This is a genomic window from Embleya sp. NPDC055664 (assembly GCF_053618075.1).
Window position 1 is genome coordinate 73,761 of sequence record NZ_JBSHGZ010000024.1, and the last position, 19,211, is coordinate 92,971.

Annotated in this window: 19 protein-coding genes; 9 read left to right on the forward strand and 10 right to left on the reverse strand. The window is 71.0% G+C overall.

The genetic code is table 11. The features are described from left to right. Position 1 precedes the first annotated feature (1 nt). The 3 genes from ACWGR4_RS31250 (at position 2) to ACWGR4_RS31260 (ending at position 3,958) form a co-directional block, all read left to right on the forward strand. Positions 2-1,051 (forward strand): pyridoxal phosphate-dependent aminotransferase, encoded by a 1,050-nt coding sequence (locus ACWGR4_RS31250; protein WP_452131311.1) that lies wholly within the window; start codon positions 2-4, stop codon positions 1,049-1,051. A 156-nt stretch (positions 1,052-1,207) separates the two neighbouring features. Next, positions 1,208-2,383: a methionine adenosyltransferase gene (metK, locus tag ACWGR4_RS31255; protein ID WP_452131312.1), complete on the forward strand. Its 1,176-nt coding sequence runs from the start codon at positions 1,208-1,210 to the stop codon at positions 2,381-2,383. Between the two features lie 204 nt (positions 2,384-2,587). Beyond that, entirely contained in the window at positions 2,588-3,958 is a 1,371-nt protein-coding gene (locus ACWGR4_RS31260; RefSeq protein WP_380006239.1) for a glutamate-cysteine ligase family protein, read from the forward strand. Positions 3,959-4,000: 42 nt separating this feature from the next. On the opposite strand, the gene ACWGR4_RS31265 is transcribed toward ACWGR4_RS31260, so the two are convergent. After that, complete coding sequence (locus ACWGR4_RS31265) at positions 4,001-4,309, reverse strand: TSUP family transporter (protein ID WP_452131313.1); 309 nt, start codon at positions 4,307-4,309, stop codon at positions 4,001-4,003. 203 nt (positions 4,310-4,512) lie between these two features. Further along, positions 4,513-5,088 carry a TetR/AcrR family transcriptional regulator gene (locus ACWGR4_RS31270; protein ID WP_452131314.1) on the reverse strand — a complete coding sequence of 192 codons (576 nt, stop codon included), beginning with the start codon at positions 5,086-5,088 and terminating at the stop codon, positions 4,513-4,515. A gap of 117 nt (positions 5,089-5,205) precedes the next feature. On the opposite strand from ACWGR4_RS31270, the gene ACWGR4_RS31275 reads away from it, so the two are divergent. Beyond that, positions 5,206-6,315: an NADP-dependent oxidoreductase gene (locus ACWGR4_RS31275; RefSeq protein ID WP_452131315.1), complete on the forward strand. Its 1,110-nt coding sequence runs from the start codon at positions 5,206-5,208 to the stop codon at positions 6,313-6,315. Positions 6,316-6,448: 133 nt separating this feature from the next. Here ACWGR4_RS31275 and ACWGR4_RS31280 read toward each other — a convergent pair whose 3' ends face one another. Both ACWGR4_RS31280 and ACWGR4_RS31285 read right to left on the reverse strand, forming a co-directional pair. Next, the gene (locus tag ACWGR4_RS31280) at positions 6,449-6,922 is read right to left on the reverse strand and encodes a carboxymuconolactone decarboxylase family protein (RefSeq protein ID WP_380006255.1); all 474 of its coding nucleotides are present in this window, start codon (positions 6,920-6,922) and stop codon (positions 6,449-6,451) included. Positions 6,923-6,956: 34 nt separating this feature from the next. Beyond that, positions 6,957-7,694: a TetR/AcrR family transcriptional regulator C-terminal domain-containing protein gene (locus ACWGR4_RS31285; protein ID WP_380006257.1), complete on the reverse strand. Its 738-nt coding sequence runs from the start codon at positions 7,692-7,694 to the stop codon at positions 6,957-6,959. An 84-nt stretch (positions 7,695-7,778) separates the two neighbouring features. Here ACWGR4_RS31285 and ACWGR4_RS31290 point away from each other — a divergent pair, with 84 nt between their 5' ends. Continuing rightward, positions 7,779-9,290: an MFS transporter gene (locus ACWGR4_RS31290; RefSeq protein ID WP_452131316.1), complete on the forward strand. Its 1,512-nt coding sequence runs from the start codon at positions 7,779-7,781 to the stop codon at positions 9,288-9,290. Next, on the forward strand, positions 9,287-9,940 hold the full coding sequence (locus ACWGR4_RS31295) for an NAD(P)-dependent oxidoreductase (protein WP_452131317.1): 654 nt from the start codon (positions 9,287-9,289) through the stop codon (positions 9,938-9,940). The genes ACWGR4_RS31290 and ACWGR4_RS31295 overlap by 4 nt, the downstream gene beginning before the upstream one ends. Positions 9,941-9,974: 34 nt before the next feature. Here ACWGR4_RS31295 and ACWGR4_RS31300 read toward each other — a convergent pair whose 3' ends face one another. Continuing rightward, a complete protein-coding gene (locus tag ACWGR4_RS31300; protein ID WP_452131318.1) occupies positions 9,975-10,814 on the reverse strand; it encodes an alpha/beta fold hydrolase in 840 nt (279 codons plus the stop codon). Between the two features lie 360 nt (positions 10,815-11,174). Further along, the gene (locus tag ACWGR4_RS31305; protein ID WP_452132675.1) at positions 11,175-12,104 is read right to left on the reverse strand and encodes an NADP-dependent oxidoreductase; all 930 of its coding nucleotides are present in this window, start codon (positions 12,102-12,104) and stop codon (positions 11,175-11,177) included. Between the two features lie 75 nt (positions 12,105-12,179). On the opposite strand from ACWGR4_RS31305, the gene ACWGR4_RS31310 reads away from it, so the two are divergent. After that, entirely contained in the window at positions 12,180-12,560 is a 381-nt protein-coding gene (locus ACWGR4_RS31310) for a winged helix-turn-helix transcriptional regulator (protein WP_380006271.1), read from the forward strand. A 70-nt stretch (positions 12,561-12,630) separates the two neighbouring features. On the opposite strand, the gene ACWGR4_RS31315 is transcribed toward ACWGR4_RS31310, so the two are convergent. Further along, positions 12,631-13,368 (reverse strand): S1 family peptidase, encoded by a 738-nt coding sequence (locus tag ACWGR4_RS31315; RefSeq protein ID WP_452132674.1) that lies wholly within the window; start codon positions 13,366-13,368, stop codon positions 12,631-12,633. A 263-nt stretch (positions 13,369-13,631) separates the two neighbouring features. Between ACWGR4_RS31315 and ACWGR4_RS31320 the strand changes: the two genes are divergently transcribed. Further along, entirely contained in the window at positions 13,632-14,357 is a 726-nt protein-coding gene (locus ACWGR4_RS31320) for a DUF3152 domain-containing protein (RefSeq protein WP_452132673.1), read from the forward strand. Positions 14,358-14,634: 277 nt separating this feature from the next. Further along, a complete protein-coding gene (locus tag ACWGR4_RS31325; RefSeq protein WP_452132672.1) occupies positions 14,635-15,600 on the forward strand; it encodes a hypothetical protein in 966 nt (321 codons plus the stop codon). 66 nt (positions 15,601-15,666) lie between these two features. Here ACWGR4_RS31325 and ACWGR4_RS31330 read toward each other — a convergent pair whose 3' ends face one another. Genes ACWGR4_RS31330 through ACWGR4_RS31340 form a run of 3 tightly spaced genes read right to left on the reverse strand, consistent with a single transcriptional unit; the run spans position 15,667 to position 19,127 of the window. After that, on the reverse strand, positions 15,667-16,269 hold the full coding sequence (locus tag ACWGR4_RS31330) for a TIGR03086 family metal-binding protein (RefSeq protein WP_452132671.1): 603 nt from the start codon (positions 16,267-16,269) through the stop codon (positions 15,667-15,669). 53 nt (positions 16,270-16,322) lie between these two features. Further along, on the reverse strand, positions 16,323-18,302 hold the full coding sequence (locus ACWGR4_RS31335) for a helix-turn-helix domain-containing protein (RefSeq protein WP_452132670.1): 1,980 nt from the start codon (positions 18,300-18,302) through the stop codon (positions 16,323-16,325). A 30-nt stretch (positions 18,303-18,332) separates the two neighbouring features. Further along, positions 18,333-19,127 (reverse strand): 3-hydroxybutyrate dehydrogenase, encoded by a 795-nt coding sequence (locus ACWGR4_RS31340; RefSeq protein ID WP_452132669.1) that lies wholly within the window; start codon positions 19,125-19,127, stop codon positions 18,333-18,335. Positions 19,128-19,211: the final 84 nt, after the last annotated feature.

The window sequence follows — 19,211 nt, forward strand, 5'->3', positions numbered from 1 at the left end:
GATGACGGAACGGGCCACGGGTCTGCGCGCCCGCGAACGATTGAGCACCAACGAGAACGAGTTCGGCCCGTCGGCCGAGGTGATCCGGGCGATCCACACCGCGGCCGCCCAGGCGCATCGGTATCCCGACTGCGAGCACTTCGCGCTGCGCGAACGGCTGGCCGCCGGGCTGCGGACCGACCGGGACACCGTCATGGTGGGCCCGGGTGTGGACGGGCTGCTCGCCATGACGACGCGGGCATTCCTCGGCGCCGGCCGGACGGCGGTGACCAGCGAGTCCACCTATCCGACATTCGGCTACTTCGCCCGGGCCGCCGGATCCGACGTGCACGCGGTGCCCTACCGGGCGGACGCGCCCGACCTGCGGGCGCTGGCGCGGCGCGCGCACGAGTGCCGTGCCGATGTCGTCTACCTCGCGGATCCCGACAACCCCGGCGGCGGTTCGCACGGCGCGGCGGCGGTGTCGGCCCTGGCCCGGGCTCTGCCGGCGGCGACGCTGCTCGTGGTCGACGGCGCCTACGCCGAGTACCAGAGTCCGGCCGAGCAGTTGAGCGCTCGACAGGTCACGGGCACAAGGATGTTGTGGCTGCGGACGTTCTCCAAGGCGTATGCCCTGGCCGGGCTGCGGATCGGGTACGCGGTCGGGGACCGGTCGCTGCTCGACGCTCTGGCCCGCGGCGCCGAGCACTACGTGGTGGGCCGGGTGGCCGAGGCGGCGGCGCTGGCCTCGCTCGACGCCGAGGCGCACCTGGCGCGCGTCGTCGAGCGGACCGCGGAGGGGCGAGCGCACTACACGGCCGCCCTGGGCCGACTGGGCCTGAGCGTGCTGCCCGGAACGACCAACTTCGTCACCGTGCGGCCGGCCGATCCGGCGACGGGCGAACACCTCGCCGAGGCGCTCGCGGCGCGGGGGATCTTCGTCCGGCACCTGAAGGTCCCCGACCTGGCGGGCTGCCTGCGGATCACCATCGGGCCGGCCGGTCAGCGCGCGAGGGTGCTGGACGCGATCGCGCGGTGTTCGGAGGAGCGGGTTGCGGCGGCTGCTCCCTAGCGCGCGAACGGCCCTCCCCGAACCGCTTTTTGTGCTCGGCCCTCTTGGAATCGTTCCCTGCGAACAGCGCCTTCGGCACAGCCCTCTCGGAACAGCTCCCTGCGAACAGCGCTTTCGGCACAGCCGTCCCGAACAGCCCTCTGTGAAGGAGAACCCGTGTCCCTGTCACCCTCCGAACCGGCGGCGGAGCAGATCGCCGAATCGGTATGCCCCGGCCACCCGGACAAGGTCGCCGACCAGGTGTCGGACAGCGTGCTGGACGCGTACGTCGCCGCGGATCCCCGCGCCCGCGTCAACTGCGAAGTACTGGTCACCCGGGGCGTCGTGGTGGTCACCGGACAGATCACCTCCACCGCCGATGTGGACGTCGAGGCCGTGGTCCGCGGCGTGCTGGCGGACGTCGGCTACCACGAGCCGGCGCGGCACGGCCTGAGTGCGAACACCAGTGGGATACAGCTGTTGCTGGACCGCCAGTCACCCGAGATCGCCCACCGCGTCGACCTGGGTGGGGCGGGCGATTCGGGCATCGTCTACGGCTACGCGACCGACGAGACACCCGAACACATGCCCCTGGGCTGTGTTCTCGCGCACGACATCGCCCGCCGGGTCGCCGGCACTCGCGACGACGACGGCGCCCGGCTCCTGGGACCGGACGGCAAGGTCCAGGTCCAGTTGTCCGGCGAACCGGCGACCGTCGGGGAGGAGACGCGCCGAGCCGTGGTCGTGGTCTCGGCGCAACACCCGCAGGCGCTCTCGTCGGCCGATCTGACCGAGACGGTGACCGAAAAGCTCGTCGTGCCCGCGCTGCGGGACCGTGGTGTGCGTCCCGACCGGGTCTACGTGAACCCGGCGGGCACGTTCGTGGTGGGCGGTCCGTCCGCCGACGCCGGGCTCACAGGGCGCAAACTCATGGTGGACTCCTACGGCGGTCTGGTGCGACACGGCGGTGGCTGCTGTTCGGGCAAGGACGCCACCAAGGTCGACCGTTCGGGCGCCTATGTGGCCAGATACCTGGCGACCAACCTGGTCGCGGCGGGACTGGCCCGGCGCTGCCGGGTCGGGCTCGGGTACGCCATCGGGCATCCCACACCCGTATGGGTGAACGTGGATTTCGCCGGCACCGGCGTCGTGGACGCGGCGGAGGTGGCCGAGGCGCTGCCGGCCCTCGTGGACCTGCGGGTGGAGGCGGTGATCGAACGCCTGGAACTGCGCACGGCACGGTTCCGGCCGACCGCCACCTACGGCCACTACGGCCGTCCCGACCAGGACTTCACCTGGGACCGGACAGGATTGGTACCGGAGATACGGGAGCGTTTCGACCGCACCGGATGACGCGGCCGGTGGTCGGCGGTCGCCGTACGAACCGGGTGGCCGGGTACTGCGGTCGGGTGTATGTCCGCGTATGCCCGGCCGCCGGCGCCCCGCGTTGTGGAAGGCTGTCAGCCGCGTCGCGACGGTCGGCCGCTTCCGCGGTGGTCGGCTTTTGACCCAACGCGCGACGCTTCGTCGTGCTCCATTGAATCCAAGGTGTGTTCCATGTCCATCGCATCCGCGGCACACGTGCTTTCACCGGCCGAACTGCGCAGCGTGTTCGAGCAGGACAAACAGGACGAGCTGGTCGGCATCGAGATCGAGTCGGCCGCGCTGAACCCGCGTACGGCGGAGGCGATTCCGTACGAGGGCGAGACCGGAATCGGGGCCTACCTCGCCCGGCTCGCGGCCGAGCCCGGCAACGAAGCCGTCCACGACTACGGCACGCTCGTCGGTGTCCGGCTGCCCGACGGTGGCCAGGTCTCCCTGGAGCACGGCGGGGCCGTGGAGTATTCGTCGGCTCCCGCGGCGTGTGTCGCGGACCTGATGAGGGTCGTGCGCACGACCCTGGAACGGCTCGCCGCCGTCGCGGACCGATTCGGTTTCGCTCTCGTGCCGGGCGCGCAGTACCCGTGTACGGCCTTCGAGGACGTGCGGTGGATGCCGCACTCGCGTACGTCGCTGATGCGCGACCACTTCGCGAGCCTGGGGCGGGAAGGGGAGTGGGGTCCGCGGATCATGTCCATGATCGTGTCGACGCAGGTGTCGTTCGACTTCACCTCGCCCGACGATCTCGCGGACAAACTCCGGGTCCAGGCCGCGGCCTCCACGCCGGCGGCCGCGCTGTTCGTCAACGCGCCGATGGACGCCGGAAAGCCGAGCGGACTGTTGTCGCGCCGGATGCGCTTCTGGAGTCGTGCCGACCCGATTCGCACCCGCGTCGTTCCCGTGACGCTGCGGGAGGACTTCACCGTCGACCTCTTCATCGACTGGGCCCTGGGCCTGCCGATGATGCACCGGGGCATGCCGGACGGAAGCCGCAAGCGCGTGCCCCCCGTGCCGTTCCGCACCCTGCTGGCCGAGGGCTTCGAGGACGGCACCCGGCCGGGACTGCGGGACTGGCGCGACCATCTGTCGCAGATCTTCCCGGACGTGCGGCTGCGCGACACCCTGGAACTGCGCGCGGTGGACGGGCTCCCCTACGCGGACCTCGCCGCGGTACCCGCGTTCTGGAGCGGATTGACCTACCACGCGCCCACGCGCGCGGCCGTATGGGAGTTGCTGCGCGACATCACCGCCGAGCAGCACCTCGTGGCCCTCGACGACATCGCCCGGCGCGGCATGCAGGCGACCCTGGCCGGCCGCCCCGTGCGCGAAACGGCGGCCGAACTGCTCCGTCTGAGCAGGACGGGGCTGCGCGCCCGTGTCGAAGCCGGCCTCGAACGTGCCGAGACACTGTCGTACCTGGAGCCACTCGAAGCGGTCGCCGCGACGGGCGAGACTTTCGCCCACCGCACCCTCGCCCAGTGGCACCGAGACCCCATCGCCTTCCCGGCGAACTACGTCGAGACCCACCGGATCCCGAGCGCGGGATGACGCCGGCGCCGGATGCGTGTTCGGTTCACGTTCCGGTCGTGATCATCGCGAGGAGAACGATGACGAGTAGGGCGATGTAGGCGATGGAGTGGATGCGGTCGGGGACGCGTACACGATGCTTGCGACCATGGCGACGGGAAGGCTCAGTGGGTTCGCCATCGCGGCAGCATCGGCCATGGGGAGGCCCCTGCGCCGCAGGAGCGGAACCGTCATGACGCTTCCGCCCACTCCCCGGCACGCGGCGACCGCGCCTATTCCGGCTCCGCCGAATGTGGTGGTGAGCCGTCCGAGGGGCGCCGGTGGTACCGCGTGTGCGGTGGGAGCCGCCCTCCTCCGCGACGACGCCACCACACCTTCGGCCGGGCCGTAACGGAGCGAACATCACCCCGAGCCGGGGCGACGTCGGATCGCGACTACCGGGAATGTAGTGCTCATTGGTTATACGGGCGCCTGGTTCAACCCCCGCACATTACGTATTCACCGAGCCCCCGGATGCCGCGGCCCACGCCGGGCTTCGAGGCGTCGGCTCCCGAGTGGCGTGCGGCGAGGGAACGTCAGCGCGTTTCGGCGTTGTGGTTGCTCGTGGCGCTCAGGATTGCGCCTGCGATGACGTCGAAGAGGTGATCGGCGCGTGGTGCGAGTGCGGGTTGGTCGCCGAGCCAGGCGAGCATGGCCATCAGCGCGAACAGGTCGTCGCCGTCGAGGTCGCCGCGCGCCGTGCCCGCCGCCTGGGCGCGGGTCAGGAGCCGCGCGCCGGCCGCGCGCAGGGTGACGCACGAGGCGTGGAGCGCGGATTCGGTGTCCGCGATGGCGGCTGCCATCAGTACGGTCACGCCCCGATACTCGGTGGTCCACGCGACGCAGTCGCGTACCCACGAGACGAGGGCTTCGTCGGGCGGGTTCGACGTCTCGGCGAGTGCGGCCGCCTGTGCGGTGAGTTCGTCGAAGTTCGTGCGGAGCAGGGCCTCCAGCAGCGCCTCGCGCGTCGGGAAGTGCCGCAGCAGCGTGGCGAGTCCGACGTCGGCCCTGCGCGCGATGTCGCGCATCGACACGTCGATGCCCTGTTCGGTGATGGCGGCGCCCGCTACTGCGAGCAGGTGGTCGCGGTTCTTCCTGGCATCGGCCCGCATACGTGTTCGTCCCTCTTGACTATCCGGTTCAGTGATCCATATATTCGGATCAGTGATCCACATATGCGGATCGCTGATCCGAATAAGCGTATCCCGCGACCTGGACAGGAGAAAACGATGCCGACACGCACGATGAAGGCGATCCGGCTCCACGCGCACGGCGGCCCCGAGGTACTGCGGTACGAGGAGGTGCCGATTCCCGAGCCGGCGCCGGGCGAGGTGCTCGTTCGGGTGCGGGCGGCCGGCATCAATCCGCCCGACTGGTACCTGCGCGACGGCATGTCCAACCTGCCCCCGGAGACGAGGCCGACGTTCGACCTGCCCGTGATTCCGGGCACGGACCTGTCCGGCGTCGTCGAGGCCGTCGCCGCCGACGTGGACGGCCTCTCCGTCGGCGACGAGGTCTTCGGCCTCCTGCGCTTCCCCGGCTTCGACGGCCACACCTACGCCGAGTACGCGGTCGCGCCCGCGTCGGACCTCGCACTCAAGCCGGCCGGCATCGACCACGTGCACGCCGCCGCGGTACCCATGGCCGGACTCACCGCGTGGCAGTTCCTGATCGAGCTCGGACACGATCACCCGTCGCCGTTCCAGGCGGCGAGGCATCGCCCGGTACCGCTCGGCGCCGACGTGACGGTGCTCGTCAACGGCGCCGCGGGCGGCGTGGGGCACTTCGCGCTACAGCTGGCGAAGTGGAAGGGCGCACGCGTCGTCGCGGTGGCATCGGGCGCGCACGAGTCGTTCCTGCGCGGGCTCGGCGCCGACGAGTTCATCGACTACACCAAGAGCCGACCCGAGGATCTCGTACACGACGTCGACCTCGTCCTGGACACCGTCGGCGGCCCCCACAGCAGCCGCTTCCTGCGCACGCTCAAGCGCGGCGGGTCCCAATTCCCGGTGTTCTTCGGCGAGTTCGACGAAGCCGAAATCGCCGAATTGGGCGTCACGGTCACGGCAACCCAGGTCCGCTCGAACGGCGCGCAACTCGCCGAACTGGGACGCCTGCTCGACGCGGGCGCGGTCCGCGTCGCGATCGACAGCACGTTCCCCCTCGCGGACGCCCGGGCGGCGCACGAACGCGCCGCCCGAGGGCACATCCGCGGCAAGATCGTACTCACGATCCCCTGGGACGCGTATCCCGTCGAGATCGGCGTGAGCTCCGACCGAGGGCGTCGAGCCAGACCATCGACCGCGCACCGCACACGAACTCCATCACCGAGTACGTGAGTTCGGACTTGCCGCCCGACCCCGGACCTGAGTACCGATCGGCAACGGGCGGGCCTGAAGGTGGCCAGGGGAGGCGGCTCGGGTGCTCGCCTCCCCTGGTGCGGGGTGTGCGCAGGACGCGGAAGGTCTCAGGTCACCCGAGTTGCCCGGGCCGGTAGTCGCCGGCGGGCGTCCCGACCATGACATTGCCGCGGTTGAAGGCGTTGATGACGGCGATCTGGGCGACCAGGTCGGCGAGTTGGTCCTCGTCGTAGTACTTGGCGGCGTTCGCCCAGACCTCGTCCGGGACGCCGCCCGCCGCGTCGGCGATGCGGGTGCCCTGTTCGGCCAGTTCCAGGGCGGCGCGCTCGGCATCGGTGAACACGGTGGCCTCCCGCCAGGCCACGACCAGGTTCAGCCGTACCGAGCTTTCCCCGGCGTGGGCGGCGTCCTTGGTGTGCATGTCGATGCATCCCGCGCAGCCGTTGATCTGACTGGCGCGGAGCATCACCAGTTCCCGCGTCGCGGCCGGCACCGTCGAGTCCGCGAGCGCTTTGCCGGCCGCGATGAGGTGCTTCATGGCCTTGGCCGCGACGGGGCTGGTCATGAAGTTCAGACGGGCGTTCATGGTGCGCTCCTTGTTGTTGTCCGCTGTTGCCCCTCTAAGACAAGGGGCCTTGGCGGCTTGTGACAGGAGCGGGTGTGACGTGCGTCTCTCGGTCGAGCGATGCGTGCGGGGGCTGGGCGAGGAGGCCGTCGATGATCACGCGGAGTTTCCAGGCGGCCCTGGCGTCCTGGTTGCCGCCGGTGAGGCTCGGGGTCAGGGATCGCAGGGTGGGGTATCGGTCGGCGGGCAACGTCCGGAAGGTCGCGTCGAGTCGGGCGGTGAACGTCTCGGGCGTGGGCGGGTCGGCGCCGGCGCCGGTGTTCTCCAGGGCGGTCGAGTAGACGTACTGGCCGAGCAGGTCGATGGCCCAGGAGCAGGCGTCGTCGTCGAGTCCGCCCGCCCGGAGCAGGCGCGCCATCTCCTCGGTCAGGCGCAGGCCGTGCGGGCCGGGGAGGGCGTCCCGCAGGCCGACGGAGGCGATGTCGTTGTGGCCGGCCAGGGCCGCGACGATGCGTGCGACGAGCAGTTCGAGGCGGGTACGCCAGTCCCCGGCGCCCTCGTCGGGCACGACCACGTCGGCCACCGCGTGGTCGAGGACGAGCGCCATCAACTCCTGCCGATCGCGGACGTACACGTAGAGCGAGGCGGGGCCGGTCTCCAGGGCCTGGGCGACGCGCCGCAGGCTCACCGCTTCGCAGCCCAGCTCGTCGACCAGCGCGATGGTCGCGGCCAGCACGGCGTCCAGGCCGAGCATGGATTTCGAGGGGCGGGAGCGGGAGCGGGCTTGCGGCATGGGCTGAGCCTACCTTGACGAATGTTGTTCGTTAAGGGCACTCTGCTTGACGAACAGTGTTTGTTAAGCGTGAGAGGGAGACCTGTGACCGTTCCCGCTTCGACGTCGGCTTCGGCTTCGGCGTCGACGTCGGCCGTTCGTACGGCGCCGCCGCGCGCCCATCCGCGTCGGTGGCGGATCCTGGCGGTGGTGCTGCTCGCCCAGGCGCTGGATCTGCTGGACGCGACCGTGATGAACGTGGCCGCCCCGTCGGTGCGCGCCGGGCTGGGTGGTGGTGCGGCGATGATGCAGTGGCTCACCGCCGGGTACACGCTCGCCTTCGGCGTCCTGCTGATCGTCGGCGGGCGGCTGGGTGATCGGTGGGGTCGGCGGCGGTTGTTCGTCCTGGGCGCCGCCGGGTTCACCGCGGCCTCCGCGGTGTGCGCGGCGGCGCCTTCGCCGACCGTGCTGGTGGCGGCTCGGGTGGTGCAGGGTGCGCTCGGCGCGCTGATGATCCCGCAGGGCTTCGGTGTCCTGACCTCGGTGTTCGACGAACGCGAACGCGGCCGCGCGTTCGCGACGTTCGGGCCGGTGATGGCGCTTGCCGGCGTCGGCGGCCCCGTCCTCGCGGGCGGCCTCATCGCGCTCGACCCGGCCGGACTCGACTGGCGGCTGATCTTCCTGATCAACCTTCCGCTCGGCGCGCTCGCCGTGGTCGGGGCGCTGCGGTGGATGCCGGCCGACCCTGGGGACCCGCTCGTGCGGATCGACCCGCCGGGCGCGCTCCTGGTCGCGATGGGGTCCGCGCTCGTCGTGCACCCGCTGATCCAGGGGCGGGAGGCGGGTTGGCCGTGGTGGACGTTCGCGGAGATCGCCGCCGGCATCGCGGCCTTCGCCGCCTTCGGCCGACGTCAACGCACCAGCCGCTCGCCGGTCCTGGTGCCGAGCCTGCTGTGCAAACCCGCGTTCGTCGGGGGCCTTGCGGTCACCGCGGCGTTCTTCACCGGCCTCGGCGGACTGCTGCTCGTCCTGTCCCTGCACTTCCAGCTCGATCTCGGTCGGTCCGCGTGGGGCACCGCGCTCCACCTGTCGCCGCTCGCGGTGGGTATCGGGCTCGCCTCGCTCTTCGCCCCGGCGGTGTCCGCCCGGCTCGGCCGCTCGCTCCTGCATCTGGGGCTCGGGGTCGAGGCGCTCGGCACGCTCGGCCTGGCGGCGGTGGCCGGGTCGGGGTCCGCGGTCTGGGCGCTGTCGATACCGACCCTGGTCGTGGGCCTGGGGGTGGGCCTGGTGTCCGGCACGCTGGTCCGGTCGATCCTGGCGGCGGCCGAACCCGCCGAGACGGGCAGCGCGTCGGGCACGCTCAACGCACTCCAACAACTCTCCACGGCCCTGGGTGTGGCCGTGTTGGGCACGGTGTACTTCGCCGCGCACGACGCCGGCGCTCCGGAGGCGGGAGCGCACGGTCTGGTCATCGGTGCGCTGGTGGTCACGGCGACCTGTCTGGTCGGCGCGGGCCTGGTGTTCCTGCTGCCGCGTACACGCGACGAGCGACCCGCTTCGACCCCTTCGGCCCTTCAGCCCCCTCGACCCATTGACCACGTGAGGACATCGTCATGAGCAACGTCATCGTCTTCGGAGCCAACGGCCGTACCGGACACCTCGTCGTCCGCGAAGCCCTGCGACAGGGCCACGACGTCACCGCTGCGGTGCGCGACCCGGCCCGGTGGCAGCCCCCGGCCCCGGAGGACTCGTCCTTGCCCGGTACGGGGAAGTCGAACGTCGTGCGGGCCGATGTGCGCGACGCCGCCGACGTACGCTCCGCCGTCGAGGGCCACGACGTCGTGGTCTCCGCGATCGGCCCGCCGGGGCGGCACGCACACGGGCTCTACTCCGACGCGGCGCGGGCGCTGGTGTCCGCGATGGAAGGCGCGGGCGTACCCCGGTTGATCGCGGTCACGTCGGGGGGAGTGCACCACCGTGACCCCAACTTCCCCTGGTGGTACCGCAATCTCGTCACTCCCCTGGTACGGGAGTTGTACGACGACATGCGGTTGATGGAAACGATCGTCCGCGGAAGCACCCTCGACTGGACCTTCGTCCGCCCCGCGCGGTTGCAGGACGAACCCCCCACCGGCAACTACCGCGTCGTCGACGCGAGCAACCCCAAGGGCGGTCGAAAGGTGACCCGCACCGACCTCGCCCGCTTCATAGCCCACGAACTCGACGAACACCACTGGTCCCACGCCGCCCCGACCCTGGCCGAATAACGCGCGAGGCGGTACAGCCGGCGAGCACGACCACCTATGCGAGCGTGAGCATTGCCTCGGTGACCTTGGCGATCGCCGTGTTGGGGATCGTGGTGGCGGCGTCGAGGATGAGCAGTTGTGCTTCGGGGATTTCGTGTGCGATTGCCTCGCCGTTGGCGAGGGGGAAGAACGGGTCGCGGCGACCGTGGACGACGAGCGTGGGGATCTCGATGTCGGGCAGGCGTTCGCGCCAGCGGGGTGCGCAGTCGAGCCTGGAGAACACCATGCCCATCTGGTTGGCCATCTGGACCGGGGGCGTGGTGTCGGGTGTGCGGTCCCAGATGCGTGCGGCGATCGTGCGCGCGGCGACGGGGTCGTTGCCGAGGATCTCCGCGCCGGCGGCGGCGAATTTTGCGACCGCCTCGCGGTCGGCCCAATCGGGCATCGCTCGTGCGAACAGGCGGCCCATCGTCGCCTGGTCGTGCTCGGGGAGGTCGTCGTCGGCCGGGCCGGGGGCGACCGCGCGGGTGCCGACCAGGGTGAGCGCCGAGAACGCGCCCGGATGGTCGAGTACGGCTACCTGGGCGACCATCCCGCCGACGCCGATCCCGCCGAGGTGCGCGGGCCCGCCGCCGAGCGCGTCGACGAGGGCCGCCGCGTCGGCGGCGAGGTCGCGCAGCGTGTAGGCGGGCGCTTCCGGGTCCTTCGTCGTCGACTCCCCGCTGTCGCGCAGGTCGTAGCGCACCACGCGGCGCCCGCCGGCGGCGAGGCGCTCGCACAGCGCGTCGGGCCAGGACAGCATCGTGGTCCCGCCCGCAAGCAGGACGAGCGGTGCGTCGTCGTCCCCGAACGACTCGACGCCCATGGCGATTTCGTTGGCATGCACAGTGGTCATCGGTTCACCCGGAGATGTCGTAGGAGAGGTGCGTGGTCAGCGTGATGCGGGTTGTACCAGGGCAGACCCGATCCGCCGGCCAAACTCATCGCTCACGCATGTACGGCCTGCCGCGGTGGTGCACGGAATGGCCGGGTGAAGCGCCGCGGGCGCGGCGACGGTGCGGTTCACGATCGGTCGGAAAGGTCGGCCCGTAGCGCGTGGTCGTATACGTCGCAGCCCGGCGCTGGACCGGAACCGGGCCGCCGGCACCGAGAGGGTGCGGCGGCCCGGTTGGGTCGGGCTCGGGCATTGGGTTTTGATCCGACCTCGGGGCGCGGAGCGTTCGGCTTTTGGCACGGCCCCGGGTGGCTGGTTTCGTCAGAGGGTGAGGACGAGTTTGCCTTGGAGGTGGCCGGTGTCCAGGTGTTGGTGGGCTTCGGTGATGTGTTCGAAGGGGAAGGTCTTTTGGATGTGGACTTGGAGTCTGCCCTGGTTGACCAGGTCGACGAGACCGCGTAGGGCGATGGGGTCGGGGTCGACGGCGATGCCGCTGAAGTGCATGCCGGCTGCTTCGTAGGCGGCGATCAGGCGTTGGTCGTCCTCGGCGACCGCTGTTACGAGCCGGCCGCCCGGGTGGAGTACGGCGAGGGAGCGTTCGGCGGTGTCGCCGCCGATCGTGTCGAGAACGACGTCGATGTCGCGGGCGGCCTTGGTGAAGTCGACGGTGGTGTAGTCGATTACCTCGTCGGCGCCCAGCGCCTCGACGAAGTTCCGCTTGTTCGGGCCGGCGGTGGTGATCACGTGTGCGCCGCGTGCTTTTGCGATCTGGATCGCGATGTGGCCGACTCCGCCGCCTCCGCCGTGGATCAGGACGCGGTGGCCCTCGGTCACGGCGGCGAGGTCGACGAGGCCCTGCCAGGCCGTGAGTCCGGCGATCGGCAGTGCCGCCGCCTCGATGTGCGAGAGCGACGGCGGCTTGTGGGCCAGGTGCAGGGCCGGGGCGGCGACCACCTCGGCGTACGCGTTCGCCGCGCGCGGGAACAGGGGCATCCCGAACACCTCGTCGCCGGGCCGGAACCGCCACGTCAGCGGGCCCTCCTCGACCACCCCGCTGATGTCCCAGCCCAGGACGAACGGTGGCCGGCCGAGCAGCGGGAACTCGCCCGCACGCAGGCGCGCCTCCAGCGGGTTCAGGCCGATGGCCTTGACGCGGACCAGGACCTCGGTCGGCAGCGGGCGGGGTTCGGGTGCGTCCACGACGGTGAGGACCTCGGGGCCGCCGAGGGTGTGTTGGGTGACGACTCGCATGGCTCTCCTGATGTGAGGAAGGGGGAGAGATCCAGGCTAGGTTTTTGATGGGTACCGGCAGGTACCTTGGGGGCCATGAGCGGATTCGGTGCCGGCGATCCCTTCCTCGCCGACTGTCCGGGGCGGCTGGCGGTCGAGTTGATCGCCGACAAGTGGACGGTGGTCGTGCTCTACGGCCTGAGCAGGGGCCCGGTGCGTCATGGGGAGTTGGTCGGGCTGATCGGTGGGATCTCCCGCAAGGTGCTCACCCAGACGCTCCGACGGCTCCAGGCACACGGGCTCGTTCGACGCCACGCCCATGCCGAGGTGCCGCCGCGGGTCGAGTACGAGTTGACCCCGCTCGGGGCGACGCTGATCGATCCGATCCACATGCTGACCGAGTGGGCCAGGGCGCACGGCGACGCGGTGCTCGACGCGCTCGACGCCGATCCCGAACCCGTCGCCCACGGCGACTGAGGCCCCGTCAGAGCGTGGCTTCGGGTCAGTCGGGGGAGGCGGGTTCGGGCTCGGGGCGACGGCTATTCGGTCAGACGCCCGCGACGGACTGGATCCATGTGCGGTACGCGGTCACGTTCGTGTACGCGGTGGTGCTCTGTCGGTCGCTGGTGGAGGCGACGCCGACCTGAATGCCGTTCGCGTTCATCGGACCACCCGAATCGCCGCCCGCGGTGATGCCGTTGCCGTAACCGGCGCAGATCGCCGAGCCGTTGTACGCGTCGCGGCAACCGCCGGTGACGGTCACGTTGGCGACTTTCAGGAACTGCGACTGGCAGTTGATCTCCTGGCCGCACCGGGACGTCGCGCCCCAGCCGTAGACCTGGACGCTCTGACCCACCGTCACCGATCCGGGCTGGCCCAGCCGGGAGTAGGTCGCCGAGACGGAGCGGTCCAGGCGTACCAGAGCCAGGTCCGCCGACGGATTGGTGTAGGTCTGGGCGCCGTTGGCCACGGTGCCGCCGGAACTCTGGTCGAGGCTGCCGATCCGGAACGTCAACTGCCCACCGCTGACGCAGTGTTTGGCGGTCAGGATCCAGGTGGGGGCGATGATGGTCGAGGTACAGGTCTGCCTGCCGGCGGAGAACAGGCGGGCCGCCCATGGGGCGTTCTGTGCGTATCCGCCACCGATGATCGGCCGGGGACCTTCGGCCGACGGGTTCTCGTTGGAAACCTCGACCGGAGCGGGGGAGGCGGTGGCGGTGGCGTCGAGGGTGAGCACCATGAGCAATGCGGCCAAGAGGGCGGGGACGATCCTGGTTATTCGCAAAGTTCCTCGTTTCCGACGACACGCGATATCTCACGCGTGGGGTACAGGGGATACCAGGATCCCCAACGTCGGATTCCACGGGTAATAGCAATCTCCCCTTTTGGTGATGTTATGGCCAGGAAAAGAATCGCACCGGTGTCGGCCGGAGTTCCGTCGATCCGGTCGTTGTGGCTTCGGTCATGGCGTCCTTCGACGTGGATGCGGATGATCCTGTGGAGCGCGATGTCCGTGCTCACCACGACAGACGGGAAGCCCGACCCATCGTGAACTCGGCCCTCAAGTCGATCCTCGCCGCCCTCCTGGCGTCCGGCCTGCTCCTGGCGACTGCCGGCTGCCGACTCTCGGACAAAAAAGACGACAAGGATGAGAAGTACGTCACCGGCGCCGCGGATACCCGCCCGTACGAGGAGTGGCTCGCGGCACGCTCGGAGATACCGGCCGACCTCGCGCTCTCGGGACGGTTCCGTACCGTTCCGGGCCACGACGAGGCCAGGGGCGGGACACGCGTACTGCGCTATCGCATACAGATCGAGGAGGGCCTGTCGATCGACGCCACATACTTCGCGCGCGCCGTGCACGAGACGCTCAACGACACGCACAGTTGGGGTGGCGACGGGACCATCGCCCTGGAACGGGTGGGTTCGGGCGACTCCGACTTCGTCGTGACCCTCGCCAGTACCGGAACCGTCAACACGTGGTGCGCCAAGGACGGCCTGGACACCGGCGAACAACGTGTCTCGTGCAACGTCGCCTCCACCCGGCGGGTGATGATCAACGCGTGGCGGTGGGCGACGGGATCCACGACGTACGGCGACGACCTGGCGAACTACCGACGCATGCTGATCAACCACGAAGTCGGCCATCGCCTCGGTCACATGCACGAGACGTGTGACCGGTCGGGCGCACCCGCGCCGGTGATGATGCAGCAGACGTTGACCCTCGTCACCGGCAGCGCCACGTGCTCGCCCAACCCGTGGCCCCGCCCATGAGCCGAATTGGGTGATTCATCCATCCGGAACGGCTCGCTTCCCGTTACGCAGGCCCCGAGATTGTCGGCCCCACCCTCGCAGTCTCGCCACCTGAACCACTAGGCAACGGCGCGACACGAGCGGAAAATTGTCGGCGGGGTTGGTCAGCCCCACCGGGGAACCGCACCCGTGGTGAACCGGATTTCGGGGCCTGTCGTTTCGACAGCGTCGTCGAAGCGTGGACAGGTTCCGAGTACTCGGCCGGGCAATGGCCCGAGCCTCATCCTCGGAGGAACAGGTGACCGTCACTCATCACGGTGACAGGCTCAATGGCGAGTCTGTCACGATCGCGACATCCACCACACGGATCGCCTCGTGGCTGGAGGACATCGCGACGGTGGACCGGATCCACCACTACCTGGACGCGCAACTCCGGAGCCGCACGACGGCTCCGGGCGCCAGATCGCTGCGTGCGATGCGCCTGCACAACGACGAGGCACAGGCCTCGATCCTCGCGGCCGTACGCGCCGGTGACGCCGGTGCCACCGCCGGCGGTGCCACGGACCCGACGGGTGCCGCGCTCGCGCGGGAGGTGAGCGAGCACGCGTCGCGCTGGACGCACGCGCTGGCTCGCCTGATCGAGCACCCGGGCTGGTTCGACCACCTCTGCGACGCGCTGATCGCGACCCACCAGGTCGTACGGGTCGGCCCCGCCAAACCCTGCGCTCGCTGCGGGAACGACGGCGAGCGTGTGGTGTACACCAGCCTGTACCCGGGCGTCATGGACCGGGTCACCGTGTCCTGCGACCCGTGTGGTCGAACCGCCCATAACCCTTACGGCGAACCCGGCCCCGAGATCGACGTCCGCCTGGTCGCCCGTTCGGGCTCCGCCGTCCTGGAGATCGCGACGGTCGCGGACCCGCGGGCCGTGGCCCCGACCGCGATGCACCTCCGGTTCGCTCCCGGCGACGTGGAGGGCGGCCCGGTGAAGCCGTCGCCCGGGGAGCACTTCCGGTTGGAACCGGGCGGACGTTCGACCACGACCATGGAACTGCCCGACGCCGTGGGGGTGGGCGCCCGGCTCGAAGTCCTGTGCGTCAACGGTTTTCAGGTCTCGACCCGGAGCTTCGCGCTCCCCGGCCCGGCCGCGATCCCCCGCCCCCGCGCCACGATGTCCCGCCGCCGAGACGCCCGCAAGGTCGCGCCGAAGCGCGGTGCGGGGACCACCGACCCGGCGGTCGCCGCCGTCTCGTCGAAGGTCTGACAACCCCCGGAGACCTGACTCCCGGCCCGAGACCCGACTCCCGCCCCCGCGCAGCGGCGGCGGGAGTCAGGGGGTGCGGCCGATGAAGGCGAGCAGGCGGGTTTGTGCGTCGGCGTCCTCCGGGACCTCGACCCGGGGGCCGTAGTGGCCGCTGCCGCGCAGGACTTCGTCGAGCGGCAACATCCCTTCCAGGAGCCGGGCGCACGTGGCCTGGTCCAGCCGCTCGTCCTGGCCGGTCGCCCGGGCCAGGTCCCAGGTGTGCATGAAGACGTCGACCGTATAGAACCGGTCGATCGCCTCGCTCAGCGGCAGTTCGCCGATATTCGGGTTCACCAACATCTTGCCGGTGGTGGCGGGGTCGTCGAGGAGGGCCTGCACCGCCTCGTTGTGCACGGTCCAGGCGGCCTCCGGGTCGTCGTCCACCGGCGGCCCCTTCGGCAGTTCGATCCCGGCGCCCGATCGGAGAAACGCCGGGAACCACTCGACCAGATGGCGCACCACGTCCCGGGCGGTCCACCCCTCGCACGGTGCCGGGTTGTCCCACGCGGCGGCCGGCACGCCGTGTACCCGCTCGGTGAACACGCCCGCGACGCGGCGGTGTTCGTCCGCGGCGGCGGTTTCGTGCGGCAAGGCCGTCTCGTCGTGGTACGGGTCGTTCGTGGCAGTCATGCTGCCGCCTCCTCGGTGTGGGATACGGAAGGGCGTCGCGCGCCCATCTCACATCATCGACCCGGGGGTGGGGGAGCGCAGCTCTCGGTGACGACCGCCGGCGGGCGTTCGGTGAGTTGGTGCAGGCGCAGGGCGAGTTGCAGTTCGAGTGCCTGCTGCGGCCCGTTCCAGTCCGGGCCCAGGAGGGCTTCGACGCGGTCCAGGCGTTGTACGACCGTGTTGACGTGGATGTGCAGTTCGTCCTTGGCGCGGGTCAGGCTGCCGCCGCACGCGAAGTAGACCCGGAGCGTGCGCACCAGCTCCGTGCCGCGCCGCGCGTCGTACGCCAGCAGCGGGCCCAACGCGTCGCCGACGAACGTGTCGACGTCCTGCCGGCCGCCGAGTACGACGCCCAGGAACCCCAGCTCCGCGGCGCACGCGCCGTCGCCGGTGCGGCCCAGCACGATCAGGGCGCGCAGGCAGCGGGCCGCCTCGGCGTGGGCCGCGGCGATGCCGCGCGCACCGACGGCGGGACCCGCCGCGGCGACGGTGACCGGCGCTCCGATACGTACCCCGAGCCGGCTCGCGGCGCGTCGGGCCGCCTCGCCGGGCGGTGTGCCGTCGTCCGGCAGGAGCAACACCGTGGACCCGGCGTGCTGCGCGGTCACGCCGCTGCCCGCGAACAGGTATTGCCGGGCGCGCGCCGCGAGCCGCTCCCGGCCCGACGTCGCGGTGTCGGCGACGAGGACCAGGTGGGGGCGGTCGAGGTCGATCCCGGAACGCCGCGCCCGGGCCGACAGCGTCACGGGATCGCGGTCGGGATCGGTCAGCAGGTCGGCCAGCAACTCGCCGCGGACCCGGTTCTCCGTCTCCGCGACCGAGCGGCGCAGCAGCAGCAGGAGCGCGGCCACGACGCCGGCCCGCTCGAAGACGTGCCGGTCGGCGTCGTCGAGATCGGCGCGACGCAGCACCAGGCTGCCGAGCGCCTCGGGCCCGGCCAGGACGGCGCAGACCCACCCGCCGTGCCACGCCACCGCGCGTCCGAGCGCGTGCGACTCCTCGGCGGCGCGGACCAGTTCGGCACCGTCGAGCGGGGTGGAGCCGTCGTCCGTCGTGGTGCCGGTCAGGTCCAGGCCGGCGGTGTCGTGGATGGCGACCGCCCCGCCGAGGAGTTCGGCGACCGCGGCGGCCACGTCCGGCAGGTCGCCGCCGCGCAGCACCAGATCGGTGAGTTTGTCGTGCGCCTCCTCGGCGCGCTGCACCGCGTTGGCGTGGGCCCGGATCACGGTGTTCGCCTCGGCCAGTTCCGTGAGCGCCGCACGGGTGTCGGCCATGGCGCGCGCGGTGTCGATGGCGATGGCGGCGTGCGTGGCCAGCGAACTCATCAGCGCCACTTCGTCGCCGCCGAACGTGCGCGGCGCCCGGTCGGCCGCCATCAGGACACCGACGACCTTGCCCCCGTCCCCGCGCGTGGAACCCAGCAGGAGGGGCACGCCGAGGATGGCGACCAGACCCTCGTCGAGTACGCCCTCGTCGACCCGATCGACGTGCCGGAAACGGGTGTCCGTGCGGTAGTCGGGGGTCGCGTACGGTCGCGCGGTCTGTGCGACGAGGCCGCCGAGGCCGTCCCCGAGGCCCAGGCGCAGGGCCTGGAAGATCGGGGAGACCGATCCGTCGGTCACCCGCATGTAGGTGTCGCCGGCCTCCTCGTCGGGCAGGGTGAGGTACGCGGTGTCGGTGCCCAGCAACATCCGCGCCCGTCGGACGATCGAGCGCAGCACCGAGTCCAGGTCGCGCAGCGCCGCCAGGTCGCTCGCGGTGTCGAACAGCGCGGTCAACTCCCGCTCCCGACGCCGGTGTTCACGCAGCGTGCCACGGATGCGCAGGGCCTTCGCCGTGGCGTCGTCGAGGTCCGCGAGATCGTCGGGCGCGGCACCGGCCGCGCGGGCCTGCGCGGCCAGGGCCCGGAAGTCCTCGGCGGTCGCGTCCGCGGAGAGGAGGTCGAGGAGATCCCGGGCGAACCGCGCGGGTCGCGTGGGGTGTTGCTCTGCCATGGTGGTCCGTCCGTCCGTTCGCCGTGCGAGTCAGTGTGCGGTCCAGCCGCCGTCGAGGACGAAGGACGTGCCGGTGACGTGGCGGGCGTGCGGTCCGCACAGGTACAGGGCCGCCGCGGCGACCTCCTCGGGCTCGATCAGCCGTTTGATCGCCGTGCGTTCCAGCAGGATGTCGCGGACGACGTCGTCGGCGGGGATTCCGTGCGCGGCGGCCTGGGCGGCGATCTGGCCCTCGATCAGCGGCGTGCGGACGTAGCCGGGGCACACGCAGTTGCTGGTCACCCCGTGCGGGGCGCCCTCCAGGGCGGCTACTTTGCTCAGCCCCTCCAGGGCGTGCTTGGCGCTCACATACGCCGACTTGAACGCGCTCGCCCGCAGACCGTGCACCGAGGAGATGTTGACGATGCGCCCCCAGTTCCGCGCGTACATGTGCGGCAGGACGCGGCGCATGATGCGAAACGGCGCCTCCACCATCACCTTGTGGATGAGGGCGAACCGTTCGAGGGGGAACTCCTGGATCGGCGCCACGTGTTGCAGACCGGCGTTGTTGACCACGATGTCGACCCGGGTCGGCAGGGCGTCCACGGCATCCGGGTCGGCCAGATCGGTCCCGTGCGCGGTGCCGCCGATCTCCTCGGCCACCGCCTCGGCCGCGTCGGCTGCGATGTCCACGACGTGCACGTGTGCGCCGGCGGCGGCGAACGCGAGGGCGCAGGCGCGTCCGATCCCGCTCGCCGCCCCGGTCACCAACACGACGCGTCCGGCGAGGAAGGGGTCGTCGGGGGGAGTGGGCGAGAGGTCGCCGGTGATCGCACTGGTTGCCATGGCCATATCGTAGGAAAGGCGAGCCTGCGGGCACATGGAGTCCGTCGCCATGGTCGTGGGGTGTGCCGTGGGCCGAGGCGCCAT

What these genes read in the sequence shown, in the direction of transcription:
- ACWGR4_RS31340 (WP_452132669.1), bottom strand. Translation starts at nt 19,127, where the DNA reads ATGGCAACCAGTGCGATCACCGGCGACCTCTCGCCCACTCCCCCCGAC.
- ACWGR4_RS31300 (WP_452131318.1), bottom strand. Translation starts at nt 10,814, where the DNA reads ATGACCACTGTGCATGCCAACGAAATCGCCATGGGCGTCGAGTCGTTC.
- ACWGR4_RS31270 (WP_452131314.1), bottom strand. Translation starts at nt 5,088, where the DNA reads ATGCGGGCCGATGCCAGGAAGAACCGCGACCACCTGCTCGCAGTAGCG.
- ACWGR4_RS31335 (WP_452132670.1), bottom strand. Translation starts at nt 18,302, where the DNA reads ATGGCAGAGCAACACCCCACGCGACCCGCGCGGTTCGCCCGGGATCTC.
- ACWGR4_RS31280 (WP_380006255.1), bottom strand. Translation starts at nt 6,922, where the DNA reads ATGAACGCCCGTCTGAACTTCATGACCAGCCCCGTCGCGGCCAAGGCC.
- ACWGR4_RS31285 (WP_380006257.1), bottom strand. Translation starts at nt 7,694, where the DNA reads ATGCCGCAAGCCCGCTCCCGCTCCCGCCCCTCGAAATCCATGCTCGGC.
- ACWGR4_RS31275 (WP_452131315.1), top strand. Translation starts at nt 5,206, where the DNA reads ATGCCGACACGCACGATGAAGGCGATCCGGCTCCACGCGCACGGCGGC.
- ACWGR4_RS31310 (WP_380006271.1), top strand. Translation starts at nt 12,180, where the DNA reads ATGAGCGGATTCGGTGCCGGCGATCCCTTCCTCGCCGACTGTCCGGGG.
- ACWGR4_RS31305 (WP_452132675.1), bottom strand. Translation starts at nt 12,104, where the DNA reads ATGCGAGTCGTCACCCAACACACCCTCGGCGGCCCCGAGGTCCTCACC.
- ACWGR4_RS31295 (WP_452131317.1), top strand. Translation starts at nt 9,287, where the DNA reads ATGAGCAACGTCATCGTCTTCGGAGCCAACGGCCGTACCGGACACCTC.
- ACWGR4_RS31250 (WP_452131311.1), top strand. Translation starts at nt 2, where the DNA reads ATGACGGAACGGGCCACGGGTCTGCGCGCCCGCGAACGATTGAGCACC.
- ACWGR4_RS31330 (WP_452132671.1), bottom strand. Translation starts at nt 16,269, where the DNA reads ATGACTGCCACGAACGACCCGTACCACGACGAGACGGCCTTGCCGCAC.
- ACWGR4_RS31260 (WP_380006239.1), top strand. Translation starts at nt 2,588, where the DNA reads ATGTCCATCGCATCCGCGGCACACGTGCTTTCACCGGCCGAACTGCGC.